Origin of the sequence: Pseudomonas mandelii (assembly GCF_006438925.1) — a bacterium.
Classification (GTDB): domain Bacteria; phylum Pseudomonadota; class Gammaproteobacteria; order Pseudomonadales; family Pseudomonadaceae; genus Aquipseudomonas; species Aquipseudomonas mandelii_C.
In genome coordinates, this window is record NZ_RCZA01000002.1 from 194,844 (window position 1) to 208,898 (window position 14,055).

Annotated in this window: 9 protein-coding genes; 1 reads left to right on the top strand and 8 read right to left on the bottom strand. The window is 59.0% G+C overall.

The annotated features are described in order from the left end of the window. Positions 1-7: 7 nt before the first annotated feature. The 6 genes from EAH74_RS04765 to EAH74_RS04790 form a co-directional block, all read right to left on the bottom strand. Positions 8-295 (bottom strand): hypothetical protein, encoded by a 288-nt coding sequence (locus EAH74_RS04765; protein WP_033056735.1) that lies wholly within the window; start codon positions 293-295, stop codon positions 8-10. 21 nt (positions 296-316) lie between these two features. After that, positions 317-1,663 (bottom strand): N-succinylarginine dihydrolase, encoded by a 1,347-nt coding sequence (gene astB, locus EAH74_RS04770; protein ID WP_140676539.1) that lies wholly within the window; start codon positions 1,661-1,663, stop codon positions 317-319. Between the two features lie 137 nt (positions 1,664-1,800). After that, a complete protein-coding gene (astD, locus tag EAH74_RS04775) occupies positions 1,801-3,270 on the bottom strand; it encodes a succinylglutamate-semialdehyde dehydrogenase (protein ID WP_170206614.1) in 1,470 nt (489 codons plus the stop codon). Continuing rightward, positions 3,267-4,292 carry an arginine N-succinyltransferase gene (gene astA, locus EAH74_RS04780; RefSeq protein WP_008154313.1) on the bottom strand — a complete coding sequence of 342 codons (1,026 nt, stop codon included), beginning with the start codon at positions 4,290-4,292 and terminating at the stop codon, positions 3,267-3,269. The genes astD and astA overlap by 4 nt, the downstream gene beginning before the upstream one ends. Before the next feature lie 95 nt (positions 4,293-4,387). Further along, the gene (aruF, locus tag EAH74_RS04785) at positions 4,388-5,407 is read right to left on the bottom strand and encodes an arginine/ornithine succinyltransferase subunit alpha (RefSeq protein WP_056741423.1); all 1,020 of its coding nucleotides are present in this window, start codon (positions 5,405-5,407) and stop codon (positions 4,388-4,390) included. A 214-nt stretch (positions 5,408-5,621) separates the two neighbouring features. Then, positions 5,622-6,842, bottom strand: a complete 1,221-nt coding sequence (locus tag EAH74_RS04790) for an aspartate aminotransferase family protein (RefSeq protein WP_140676544.1) — start codon at positions 6,840-6,842, stop codon at positions 5,622-5,624. Positions 6,843-7,129: 287 nt separating this feature from the next. Here EAH74_RS04790 and EAH74_RS04795 point away from each other — a divergent pair, with 287 nt between their 5' ends. After that, on the top strand, positions 7,130-11,995 hold the full coding sequence (locus tag EAH74_RS04795; protein WP_140676547.1) for a leucine-rich repeat domain-containing protein: 4,866 nt from the start codon (positions 7,130-7,132) through the stop codon (positions 11,993-11,995). 31 nt (positions 11,996-12,026) lie between these two features. Here EAH74_RS04795 and argR read toward each other — a convergent pair whose 3' ends face one another. After that, complete coding sequence (gene argR / locus EAH74_RS04800; protein ID WP_033056741.1) at positions 12,027-13,007, bottom strand: transcriptional regulator ArgR; 981 nt, start codon at positions 13,005-13,007, stop codon at positions 12,027-12,029. A 270-nt stretch (positions 13,008-13,277) separates the two neighbouring features. Beyond that, positions 13,278-14,042, bottom strand: a complete 765-nt coding sequence (locus EAH74_RS04805) for an ABC transporter ATP-binding protein (protein WP_033056742.1) — start codon at positions 14,040-14,042, stop codon at positions 13,278-13,280. Positions 14,043-14,055 lie beyond the last annotated feature (13 nt).

Genomic DNA, 14,055 nt, shown 5'->3' on the forward strand with positions numbered 1-14,055 from the left:
GGTTTCCTTAGTGGTCGTGTGCGCAATCCGGGCCGTGCACGTGGTCTTCGTCACCGACTTCAGCCGGTTCCATTTCCAGTTGCAGACTTACCAGATTAGTCGCCAATGGGCGCAGCAGCAGGTTTGCGTATTCAGCGTCACCTTCTTCGACGTCCACGCCGATCAGCAATTGGCCGCGGCCGTCTTGCTGAATCCACAGCTCTTTGCCTTGCCACATGACCGCGACGCGGGTGCAGGAAGTTTCCAGTTGCGTGCCGTCGGTGTCTTCAAGGATCAGCTGCAGGGTATCGCTCATGTTTTTTTACGCTCTCGACGTTCAATTGATCTGGAATGGATAAACCGCGCCCAGTTTAAGGATTTGCGTCAGTTCATCCAGTGCCGTCCGGCACTCAAGCAGCAATTGCGGGTCCGCGAGATCGTTTTCGGTCATGCGGTCGCGGTAGTGCTTGTCGACCCATTCGGTCAGCGTGCCGTACAACGGTGCCGTCATGATAACCCCTGGGTTGACGGCCGCCAGTTCGGTTTCGTTGAGCGCGACGCGCAGTCGCAGGCAAGCCGGGCCGCCGCCGTTCTGCATGCTTTGCTTCAAATCGAACACTTTCACTTCGCGGATCAGGCCGCCGGAGCTGGTCAAACCCTGCAGGTATTGCCAGACGCGCTCGTTGCCACGGCATTCTTCCGGCACGATCAACAGCATCGAGCCGTCAGGACGCGTCAGCAGCTGGCTATTGAACAGGTAGGAGCGAACGGCGTCTTCCACGGTGACCGCGGAACGCGGTACGCAGATCGACTGAAATTTCCCACCGACTTTTGCGAGCTTGCTTTGCAATTCAGCGAGCATCTGCTCGGTGTCGAGGAACGCGTCCTCGTGATAGAACAGCACCTCGCCATTACCCACCGCGATCACATCATTGTGGAACACGCCCTGATCGATCACCGAAGGGTTCTGCTGAGCGTAGACCACGCCGTCATCGCTCAAGCCGTGCAGGCGGGCAACCGCCTGGGAGGCTTCGAGGGTCTGGCGGGCCGGGTATTTCTGCGGTGCCGGGTAACGGGTGTCGAACGCGCTGCGACCGAACACGAAAAACTCGACGCCTGCTTCGCCGTATTCACGGCAGAAACGGGTGTGGTTGGCTGCGCCCTCGTCCCCGAACTGCGCCACGGCCGGCAAGGCGGCGTGGTGAGCGAAGTGTTTCTGGTCAGCGAACATTGCCCCCAGTACGCGACTAGTGGTCGGGTGTTCGATGCTGCGGTGATATTTGCAGTTCAGGTTGGCCGCGGTGAAATGCACACGGCCATCCGCGGTGTCGGCGCTCGGGCTGACGGTGGCGGCGTTGGCCACCCACATGCTCGACGCTGAGCAACTGGCCACCAGCAACGGCATCGCGTCTTTAGCTGCCTGCTCGATCACCTGAGCGTCGGTGCCGCTGAACCCCAAGCGACGCAGGGCTGCCACGTCCGGGCGTTCCTGTGGCGCCAGAACACCTTGCTGAAAGCCCATTTCCATCAGCGATTTCATTTTCGCCAGGCCTTGCAGCGCGGCTTCCTTCGGGTTCGAAGACTGCTGGCTATTGCTCTGGGACGCGACGTTGCCGTAGGACAAACCGCCGTAGTTATGGGTCGGCCCCACTAGACCGTCAAAATTGACTTCATAGGATTTCATCAGCGAGGCTCCACGAGAATCTGTTGTTATGGCTTCTGTAACTATTCTTTGAGACCGAGGCGCGGCCTTCGCGAGCAGGCTCGCTCCCACAGGGAAATGCATTCCAATGTGGGAGCGAGCCTGCTCGCGAACGGGCGTTACGCCATTTTCACGCCTGGCGTAAGGGTCGCAGGCATCACCAGGCTCGGGGTTTCCAGCGATGCAACCGGGTACGCGCAGTAATCTGCCGCGTAGTAGGCGCTGGCGCGGTGGTTGCCCGAGGCGCCGACACCGCCGAATGGCGCGCTGCTCGCCGCACCGGTCAGCTGTTTGTTCCAGTTGACGATGCCCGCACGGCTTTCCAGCCAGAACTGCTGATAACGCGCTTCGGAATCCGACAGCAGACCGGCCGCCAGGCCATAGTCGGTATCGTTGGCTTCAGCGATCGCCGCCTCAAAATCAGCGTAGCGGATCACTTGCAGCAGCGGGCCGAACAGTTCTTCGTCAGGGCGATCAGCCACTGCCGTGACGTCCAGAATGCCTGGGGTCAGCAAGGCAGCTTGAGCTTGTGGTTGGGTCATTTCCAGCAGCGCGACTGCGCCGTTGCCCAGCAGATGCTCTTGCGCATCCATCAATGCTTTCGCAGCGCCGAGGGAGATCACCGAGCCCATGAACGGTGCCGGTTGCTGATCAAACGCGCCGACTTCAATCGTACGGCTGACCGCCACCAGACGCGCCAGCAGTGTGTCGCCCCAGGCGCCCTGTGGCACCAGCAAGCGGCGTGCACAGGTGCAACGCTGACCGGCAGAAATGAATGCCGACTGAATGATGGTGTAAACGGCAGCATCGAGGTCTGCGACCTGATCGACGACCAGCGGGTTGTTACCGCCCATTTCCAGCGCGAGGATCTTGTCCGGACGACCGGCAAACTGTTGATGCAGGTGATTGCCGGTGCGGCTGGAGCCGGTGAAGAACAAGCCATCAATGCCCGGGTTCGCCGCCAGGGCGATACCGGTCTCGCGAGCGCCTTGCAGCAGGTTCAACACGCCTGCCGGCAGACCGGCTTCGATCCAGCACTTGACCGTCAGTTCGGCGACTTTCGGCGTCAGTTCGCTGGGTTTGAACAGCACGCTATTACCGGCCAGCAGCGCCGGCACGATGTGACCGTTCGGCAAGTGACCAGGGAAGTTGTAAGGACCGAACACCGCCACTACGCCATGTGGCTTGTGGCGCAACACGGCGGTGGCGTCGCCCAACGGGCCGCTCTTCTCGCCGGTACGTTCGCGGTAGCTCTGCACCGAGATCGCAATCTTGTTGACCATGCTGGTGACTTCGGTCGCCGCTTCCCACAAAGGTTTGCCGGTTTCTTCACCGATGGTGCGAGCCAGTTCGTCAGCATTGTTCTTCAGCGCGGCGGCAAAGGCCTCCAGCACGGTGATGCGCTCTTCCAGGGTACGCCGGGCCCAGCCCGGGAATGCCTGGCGCGCGGCTTGCACGGCCGATTCAACCTGAGCAGTGGTAGCGCCTTCGCCGGCCCACAGCACTTGTTGGGTTACCGGGTTCAGCGACTGAAAGGCTTCACCCTGGCCAGCCAGCCATTCACCTGCGATGTATAGCGAATTCATTATTTCGACTCCCTGGCAGCGGACAACGGAACGGCGCGCACTTGATCGCCGGCGTTGAGTTGAAGACGTTTTGCGGTCAGTGGATCGACCACCAGCGTACCGGCGGCGAAACGTGCAGGAGCAGCAGTGATCCGGCAGTCTTCGCGCTTGCGGTTATGAATAAGGAACGGTGTGGCGTCGTCACCCGGCGTGCCGATGGCCAGCACCAGCGCCTGGCTGTCACGCACTGCGCGGATCTTGCCGGTTTCACACTCAACAGCAGGACCGGCGTCGAAGATGTCGACGTAGCCCTGATAGCTGAAACCTTCGCTTTTGAGCATGGCCAACGCCGGCTCGGTGTCCGGATGAACCTGGCCGATCACGTTGCGCGCATCTTCCGACAGGAAGCAGGTGTAAAGCGGGAATTTCGGCATCAGTTCGGCGATGAACGCCTTGTTGCCCACACCAGTCAGGTAGTCAGCCTGGCTGAATTCCATCTTGAAGAAATGACGCCCCAGGCTTTCCCAGAACGGCGAACGCCCCGCTTCGTCGGACATGCCGCGCATCTCGGCGATGATCTTGTTGCCGAACAGCTGCGGGAACTCGGCAATGAACAGCATCCGCGCCTTGGCCAGCATACGGCCGTTGAGGCCGGTGCGGTAGTCGGCGTGCAGGAACAGCGAGCACAGCTCGGAGTTACCGGTCAGGTCGTTGGCCAGGAACAGCGTCGGGATTTCGCGGTAGATGTTCAACTCTTGCGAAGCGCTGACCGTCAGGCCAACCCGGAAGTTATACCAAGGCTCACGCAGACCGACGGCGCCTGCGATGGCGGAAATACCCACCACGCGGCCGTCATCATCTTCGAGCACGAACAGGTAGTCTGCATCGCCCCGCCCGGCTTCGCCGCGGAAGGTCTTCTCGGCCCAGCCGACCCGATGGGCCAGACGCTCTTCATTGGCAGGCAAGGTGGTCAGGCCAGTGCCGGTGCTGCGGGCCAGGTCGATCAGAGCGGGTAAATCGCTGCTGCGTACGGGACGAACGATCATGCTATCTCCTCAAACGGGCCGCTTGCGCCACCCGTGAAACTCGCTGCTTTTTAGGCATTCTTTCCAAGCAATCTTTCCAGGCGTAGCAGCAGGCGTTAAACCGCCACCAGGCGCACGCTGGCACCTTCACCGACGCCCAAGGCTTCGGCCGCTTCGAGATCCAGGGTCACGGGTTTGCCCGGCGCGTAATCGAGCTCAAGCAAAACGGCGCGGTAATCCTGCAACTGGGCGTTGGCCACCAGGTACTGACGACCGGCGCCTTTGACCGGCTCGCCGATTTTCACCGGGACTACTCGGCTCTGGGCGATCGAACGGATCCCCGAGACACGGGCGTGCAACGTCGGCCCGCCGTCGAAAATGTCGATGTAGTGATCGGTCTCGAAGCCTTCGCGCATCAGTATGTCGAAGGTGATCTGCGCCCGCGGGTGCACCTGGCCCATCGCCTCTTGAGCGGAGTCCGGCAGCAACGGCACATAGATCGGGTAATGCGGCATCAACTCGGCCAGGAACGTCCGGCTCTTCAGACCGCACAGACGTTCGGCAGCGGCGTAGTTGAGGTCGAAGAAATTACGGCCGATGGCATCCCAGAACGGCGAATCACCGTTTTCATCGCTATAACCGACGATCTCGGTCACAACAGAATCGGCGAAACGCTCCGGATGGCTGGCCACGAACAACAAGCGGCCGCGGGAGTTGAGCTCCGACCAGGCCGAACCCACCAGTTCCGGCAGCACGTAGAAACTGGTCAGCAAACTGTTGCCGGTCAGGTCGTGGCACTGGGAGAGCACGTGGATCTTGTTATGAATCTTCAGCTCGCGGGAGGCGTGCACAAAGGTTTCATTACGGAAGCTGTAAAACGGCTCGGAATAACCGGCCGACGCAACGATGGCCGAGCAGCCCACCAGTTTGCCGGTGGCGGTGTCTTCGAGGACGAAGAAATAGCTCTCTTCACCGTTGAAGCTGACTTCGGCGGAGAACGAAGCTTCGCTTGCCGCGATTTTGTCGCTCAGGCGTTCAACGTCATCCGGCAAGGAAGTGACACCAATCGGGCTGTCCGCAGCCAGACGCTGTACCTCGCCCAGATCAGCCATTTGCGCGGGGCGCATCACCAGCATGGTGTCACTCCTTTCTCGAAAAACTCTTTGAGGGAAATAGTCCAGACAGATCACTGAGACACTGTGGGAGCGAGCCTGCTCGCGATTGCGTCCTGTCAGTCAACAAAGATGTTGGCTGTCAGGCCCTCTTCGCGAGCAGGCTCGCTCCCACATTTGGTCCGGTCTGGAACAAAAAATTGTTTCGACGCCTGAAAATCAGGCGTCGAAGGGCCTATCAGGCTTGAGTCAGTTTGGCCGCGGCGCGCTCGAAACGGTCGAGACCGGCATCGATATCGGCGTCTTCAACCACCAGGCTTGGCGCGAAACGAACCACGTCCGGGCCGGCTTGCAGAATCATCAGGCCTTCTTTTTCAGCGGCGTTGAAGATGTCCTTGGCCTTGCCTTTCCAGGCATCGTTCAGCACGCAACCGATCAACAAGCCCATACCACGGACCTGGGTGAACAGGCCGTACTTCTCGCCGATCTGTTCCAGGCGGGCCTTGAACTTGTCGTGCTTGGCGTTGACGCCGGCCAGCACTTCGGGGGTGTTAACCACGTCGATCACGGCTTCAGCGACAGCGCACGCCAGCGGATTGCCGCCGTAGGTGGTGCCGTGAGTGCCGACGACCAAGTGTTTGGCCAGGTCTTCGGTAGTCAGCATTGCGGCGATCGGGAAACCGCCGCCCAGGCTCTTGGCGGTGGTCAGGATGTCTGGAATCACGCCGTACTGCTGGTAGGCGAACAGCTTGCCCGTGCGGCCCATGCCGGTCTGCACTTCATCGAACACCAACAGCGCGTTGTGCGCGTCGCACAGATCACGGGCACCTTGCAGGTACTTGAGTTCGGCCGGGATGACCCCGCTCTCACCCTGAATCGGTTCGAGCACCACGGCACAAGTCTTGTCGGAAATAGCCGCTTTCAGAGCGGCCAGATCGTTGAACGGCACGTGGGTGATACCGGTGATTTTCGGACCGAAACCGTCGGAGTACTTCGACTGGCCACCGACGTTCACGGTGAACAAGGTACGACCGTGGAAGCTGTTGAGCGCGGCGATGATTTCGTACTTCTCGCTGCCGTAACGATCGAAACCGACGCGACGGGCCAGCTTGAAGGCGGCCTCGTTGGCTTCGGCGCCGGAGTTGCAGAAGAACGCGCGTTCGGCAAATGTGGCGTTGATCAGCTTATGGGCCAGGCGCAACGCCGGCTCATTGGTGAACACGTTGGACACGTGCCACAGCTTGTTCGCCTGCTCGGTCAAGGCACCGACCAGCGCCGGGTGCGCATGGCCCAATACGTTAACGGCAATCCCGCCGGCGAAGTCGATCAGCTCGCGGCCAGACTGGTCCCAGACGCGGGAACCGGCGCCACGCACAGGGATGAATGCGGCAGGCGCGTAGTTGGGAACCATTACCTGGTCGAAATCGGCGCGTTGTACCGCAGCGTGCTCAACGGACATCGGAGTCTCCTGATGAGGAACACTCGCCTGAAACTGGCGAGCGATGAGGGGATTGTAAGGACAGTTTTCAGCCCGGCCTTGCCGCCAAGCGACAACTTCTTATAGCGCAAACCCCGGTTTTTCCCGGGTTTACGGCAATGCGACATATAGGGTCGCAAAGGCGCAGTTTAAACCGCCGGCACAGGTTATAGGCAGGGTTGTCGAGCGGTGCGGTAAATATGTACCGCACGGAACCGATCATCGTCTGTTTTGCTGGCGGCTCATTCAAAACGCTAAGGGAATAGCGCATGAGCCGATACGAGAACGATCGCCTTTCCTCTACTGGAGGCAGTGGATCCGCTACGCAACCGGACGATCACTACCATCACCTGTTCAACAATCTGCCAGTCTGGGTATTAGAAGCATCGTCCAGTACACACCGAGCGCTCAAGAACGCCACGCTTATGACGCCGGACTGGCATGGCACCGCAACACCGCTGCAGCACCAGTCGCTGAAAAAGATCAGTCAGGAACACTGGACCCATCGAAATCGTCTGGACTCAATGCTGTCGAAGCTGCAAAGCGCACAAGCCTTTGCCGAACCGCTGCTGAGCGACGCGCTGAAAACCCGGTTTGACCTGGATCTGGATGTCAAAACCACCTTCCTGCGCCTGTACATCCCTCAAACCGTACCGCTTTTCGGAATCAAGACTGGCGCCGCGCGCACCTGGACCGTGTCGATGCTCGACGCCGTCCTGCATAACTTTCAGCAATCGGAAACAGCGGCAGGGGCTTACGAGTCAGCCTCGACGTTCATCACCAAACCTTCGCCCACAGGGCAGTTCGATACGCTGCCGACGGTCAAGCAAAAGCTCACTGTCCCGGCCTTTACCCGGCTATGCCGGGAACTGGATATCGGCGCGCGGTACAACGCTTACCTCAAAGACCATCTGGGGCTGTCCAACCCGGTGGCCGGTGCGGTGTTGAAATCGAAGGTGATCGGCTCGCACAAAACAGCACTCAAATCTGCGCTGCAGATGGCGCAAATCCGAAAGGATATTCCAGCGGATGCCCATCTCTCGATCCTGCGCATTCTGGAGGGGCGTTCGGGTGCTCGACTGGATGGGCAGCCGCTGTATGGTCACGACCTGACAATGATGTCCTCCTCGCTGACCGGCATTGTCATTTTCTCGGCGAGCCTGGAACGCGCATGCACAGCAACACGGATCATTGCCTACATTCCCGATGATCCAGAGCATCCTCTCAAGGAATACCCGAACACGTTGGCGTTTATGGCCGAGCTGACCCGCAAACTGCGCTCGCCCGCTTATCAAACGTTCTTCAGTCGCTTCGTCGACCACAAGGAAAGAGGACATTTTTTCGCGGATATCAACCGTCGCCTCCAGAGCGTGACCTGGCATCAACACCGACAGGGCGACCCACTGCCGAGCTGGCGCGAAACGCCCATCGACAAGCCTGACTTGCGGTTTTCGGCGATCCCGTTCAGAGCGGACCTGTGGAACCATCTCTATCAGCGACAGCTGAACAAGATCCTCAACGATGCAAGCACGCTCGCCGTCTCCACCGCCACGGCCGACAGCAACGCGCGATGGGCATTATGGAATGCCTTCAGCAAAGTGGCCTCGACAATCCTTGAAATCGCGACGTTTGTTGCGTTGCCTTTCGTCCCGTTTCTCGGCGAATTGATGCTGGGCTACATGGCCTACCAGTTACTCGACGAAACCTTCGAAGGCATAGTGGACCTGGCTGAAGGGCTGAAAACAGAAGCGTTCGGGCATCTGATGACGTTCGTCGAAACGGTGGTTCAGGTGGGGACATTTGCGGTGGGCGGTGCCATCGCTGCCCGGACCCTCAGCCGTTTGCTCTCGCGTGAAGCTATTGCGCTTGTCGACCCACTCAAACCCGTCACAACGCCCGAAGGAAAAACCCGCTACTGGAAGCCGGATCTCAAGCCTTACGAACAAGCACTCACTTTGCCCGAAGGAGCAAAACCCGATCATCACGGCCTCTATCAATACGAGGGCAAGGCGCTGCTGCTACTGGAGGGAAAACTGTATGCCGTGAAGCCCGACCGCGTGCCAGGCACGTTTCAGATTGAGCATCCGAACCGAACTGATGCTTATCAGCCACCTCTGCTGCATAACAACCACGGCGCCTGGCACACAGAACTGGAGCAACCGCTGAACTGGGACCGGGAAAAGGTCATGCGTCGCCTCGGCCATAGCGTCGAGTCGTTCACCAGTGCCGAGCGCGAACAGATCCTGCGAGTCAGCGGTTACCACGACAACGTAGTGCGCGAAATGCATGTCGAACGTTATCGCCCGCCTTCGCTGCTGACAGACACGATCAAGCGCTTCAGGATCAACCGGGACATCGAAACCTTTATCGAACAGATCGGCAGCGACCAACCCGAGCGCTATCGGAAGGCCGATGTGACCCTGCAACACCAACTGCTGACCGGCTTCGATTCATGGCCTGTCGACACGCCAATGCCGGCACCGGAAACACAAACGCGAGCCTTCAGAAAACTAACAGCCGAACTCGCCCGAAAGCACCACCAATCGCTGTTCGAGACACGCTACCGCGCACAGGAAAAAACCGATGATCCGCACCTTCAGCGATTGCTCGACGACGTAAATGGATTGCCGACCGATGTCGCGCAAGAGCTGGTGAGCAATGCCACCGGGACCGAGTTACGCCATCTGCACAACGGTCGCACGCCCCCACGGCTCAAGGAGGCAGCACTAAAAGCCATGGAGGCCGTACGCGCAACCCGAGCCTGTGAAGGCCTTTATTCCGACGTTTTGGACAACACCAACACCCATCGATTGGCCTTGCATAGCCTGAGTTCGCTGCCCGGCTTTCCCGCCGAACTGCGTATTGAAGTGAGGGATTACACCCATGACGGACTTGTCCGCGACAGCATTGGCCAGGCCGATGCACCGATCGTGAAAACACTGGTGCGCGCCGAAGACGGCACTTACCAGGTTTATCAAGACCGCGAATCGGTGCCCGGTGATTTTTATCAGGGACTTTTTCAGGCGCTGCCGCAAGCACAGCGCAATGCGTTGAGCCCATCGATCGCAAATGCTCAGTCACTCAAACTACGTATCGCCGAACATGCATTGAATCAACCGGTACTCCGCAAGCTGTTCGCAAAAAATCCCAATCGAAAACCGTTTTACGATCCGACGACCATGCGCTTGCCTGGCGGCTCAAATGGATACCAGCGCAGCCCCTCCCCGACGCCATCCCTCAACGACCGTGTTCGCGAGGTTTACCCCAGCCTTTCCGAGGAGGAACTCCAGTCTGTTGTTCAACAGTTACAAACGCATCCCGATGGCGCGCGCATGGCGCTCTCACGCCTGTCCAGCGAACTCTCGCGACTGAGTCAGGACCTGAACACCTGGATAAATGACTCGCCCACTGTTCACCCGCAAACCCGAGCCCCTTTGAACGAATTGGAACGACAGGCCGCTCAACACAATCGCAGGCTCCTGGCCCAGGAAATCCAGCGCAGTTGGCGCCGACAATCAGAGCGGGACGCCGATGGCCCGGATGACACGCCGCGCTATGCGCTCAGATTTTCCGAGCCGATTCTTGGCGATCTACCCACGCTGACGGCCGATTTCCCCCATGTGTCATTGCTGTCCCTTGAAGGCAGTCATGCTGTGCAGGGTGTTACTGAGTTCCTGCAGCGCTTCAATGGTTTGCGCCGCCTCGAATTAAAACGCTTTTTCCTGACCTCCCTCCCCGAGGCCATTCCTCGAATGACGGACCTCGATGCGCTGGTGTTAAGCGATTGCGGAATCAGGTTCGATGCAGCCAACTGGTCGAAGCTGTCTTCATTGAACAAACTGGTCATGCTGGATCTGTACCAGAACCCGTTCACTATGGTGCCCAGTGTCGAATCCATGCCTGAGCTTGTTCACCTGGACCTGAGCCGTACCGGCCTGACCGACATTCCCGACAGCGTAGTTCGCCACCCCAAACTTGATACCGCCAAGCTGCTACACAACAGGATCAGTGAGCTGCCTTCGCAATTGTTCGAAAGCCCGGTGTACACCAAACAAGCAATACACCTGACGCACAATCCGCTTTCGGATAACGCCCGACAACTGATCAAGCATCACTACTTCGACAGCTCATACGATTTGGGTATCTACGCCCCAGAGGCGGACATCAACCGAGTCAGGGCGCTGTACCCGAACCTGGAGGTCGAACAGGCGAGCGAGTTTGTCTATGAACTGGCAGGCACACTGGCAGACGGCCGGATCGAGCTGACAAACCTTGAAGCAGAGTTGACACAACTGAGCAACGACTTGGCGGTATGGACCGCCGACCTTCCGGCCCAACACCCGTTGACGGGCGAACCGTTCACCGCCCAACAACAGCTTGTGGAACACATGAACCGCGACCAGTTCAAACAGACACTGGAGCAGTGCTGGCGGCATGAAAGCGAACTGGATGATTTCAATGAGGCGCTGGAGCCCACCTATGAACTCGTTTTCGACTCCTGCATCAACGGCGACTTGCCTACCCTGAACGCCGACTTCAGTCATGTGACATCGCTGGAGTTACGCAGCGCCGACGGAGTGACCCGCACCGGGCATTTTCTGGAGTCTTTCCCCAACCTCAAACGTCTCAAACTGCGCGACTGTAATCTGGGCAACATTCCCGATGCGGTGTTCAAGATGGGTCAACTGCGGTCGCTGTCGCTCCCTAAATGCCGCGTCGCACTGTCAATGGAATCGGCAAGTGCGCTGGCGGGAATGGAACAGCTCGACTATCTCGATCTGGCCCGCAACCCCCTGGGGCAAACGCCTGACCTGAGTCAGATGATGGAGCTCACGACCGTACTGCTGAATGACACCGGTATCACCGAAATACCGCACGGCCTGCTGCAAATGACAGCGCTGGACTGGGCCGACCTCAGTGGCAACGCCATCACCGAAGTCCCCAGCGACGTGTTGGAACTGCCGGTGGAAATCGCTGAAAACATCAGTTTTCGAGGTAATCGGTTTTCCGGGGAGAGCCTGCTACGGCTGATCGGTTACTTCGAACGGACGGGTATGGACTTTGGCGTGGAAGAGGTGATCAATCGAGGAGAGATGGAGATCTCGACTTCTGAAGGCTCCGAAATAGAGGAGTAAATCAGCCTCAGCAGGTGACGTGATTGCTCTGTCACCCACGCTCCGATGGCACCGACGACAATTCGAACGGGCTGCTGCTGCGCCGCTGGTTGCGATCTTCCCGCGGCGTGGCACCGAAGAAGTTGCGGTAAGCGCTGGAGAAATGCGGCCCCGAGGAGAAGCCACACGACAGGCCGATCTGGATGATCGACTTGCTGGTTTGCATCAACATTTGCCGGGCCTTGTTCAGGCGCAGTTCCAGGTAGTACTGGCTCGGCACGCGGTTGAGGTATTGCTTGAAGATCCGCTCAAGCTGCCGACGGGACACGCACACATGCTGGGCGATTTCGTCAGTGGTCAACGGCTCTTCGATGTTGGCTTCCATCAGCAACACCGCTTGGGTGAGCTTCGGATGGCTGGAGCCGAGACGGTTCTGCAGCGGGATGCGTTGGCGCTCGCCGCCTTCGCGGATGCGCTCCACCACCAATTCTTCCGACACCGCACCGGCCAGTTCGGCGCCGTGGTCGCGGGCCAGCACGGCCAGCAGCAAGTCGAGTACCGACAGGCCGCCGCACGCGGTCAGACGATCGCGATCCCAATCGAACAGATGGCTGGTAGCAATGACTTTCGGGAAGCGTTCGGTGAAATCGTCCTGCCAGCGCCAATGCACGGCAGCGCGATAACCGTCGAGCAAACCCAGTTGCGCTAGCGGGTAAACACCGGCCGACAAACCACCGATCACACAGCCAGCACGCACCAGTTGTTTCAGCGAACTACTGAGTGCCGGCGCGAGTGTGGTCGGCGGCTCATCGGCGAGCAGGAACAGTTTTTGAAAGTTCTCGAGCTTGCCGGCCCACGGCTCACCCGGTAATTGCCAGGCGCCTTCGGTCGGCGGTTCGGCCTGCAAAAACGACAGCTCGTAGACAACGTCCGGATGCACACGCTGGGCAACACGCAAGGCCTCCTCAGCCAGCGCAAGCGTCAGTGCTTTAGTGCTGGGCCAAATCAGGAAACCAATTCGATGGGCAGTCATGGCGGGCAATCCGAAACGAAAACAGTGATGAAGGCATGGGCCAATGCTAGCCCGTAAATGAACGCAAATCTCGAAACCAACAACGATCAAATGTGGGAGCGGGCTTGTCGCCCCCCCCTGTAGGAGCTGTCGAGTAAAACGAGGCTGCGATCTTTTGATTTGAACAATCAAGATCAAAAGATCGCAGCCTTCGGCAGCTCCTACAGGGGATCGGGGTCAGCCTTTATATTGCGAAGCATGCACTATCCCGGTGCGCAACGGGAGTTCGGTTTACTTCAGACTACCCGACAGGAATTGCTGCAAACGTTCGGACTGTGGATTGACCAGCACCTCACGCGGGTTGCCGCTTTCTTCGACAACACCTTTGTGCAGGAACACCAGCTGGTTCGACACTTCACGGGCGAAGCCCATTTCGTGCGTTACCACCACCATGGTCCGGCCTTCCAGTGCCAGGGCCTGCATGACTTTCAGCACGTCGCCAACCAGTTCCGGGTCGAGCGCCGACGTCGGTTCGTCGAACAGCATTACCTCAGGTTCCATCGCCAACGCACGGGCAATCGCCACACGCTGCTGTTCGCCGCCGGACATGTGGCCCGGGTAAGCATCTTTACGATGCGCCACACCGACCTTGTTCAGGTAGTGCTCGGCCTTCTCGCGGGCTTCGGCCTTGGACATGCCGAGCACGTGGACCGGCGCTTCCATGATGTTTTCCAGCGCGGTCATGTGCGACCACAGGTTGAAATGCTGGAACACCATCGACAGGCGCGAACGCATGCGTTGCAGCTGTTTCGGGTCGGCTGCCTTCAGCGCGCCGTCCTTGTTGGCAACCAGTTTCAGCTCTTCGTTGTTGAGCAGAATCCTGCCCGCGTGCGGCTGCTCCAGCAGGTTGATGCAACGCAGGAAAGTACTTTTGCCGGAGCCACTGGAGCCGATGATGCTGATCACATCGCCAGCCGCCGCTTTCAGGGACACGCCCTTGAGCACTTCGTGACTGCCATAGCGTTTATGCAGGTCTTGGACTTCAAGTTTGTACATGCGGTCGGTTCTC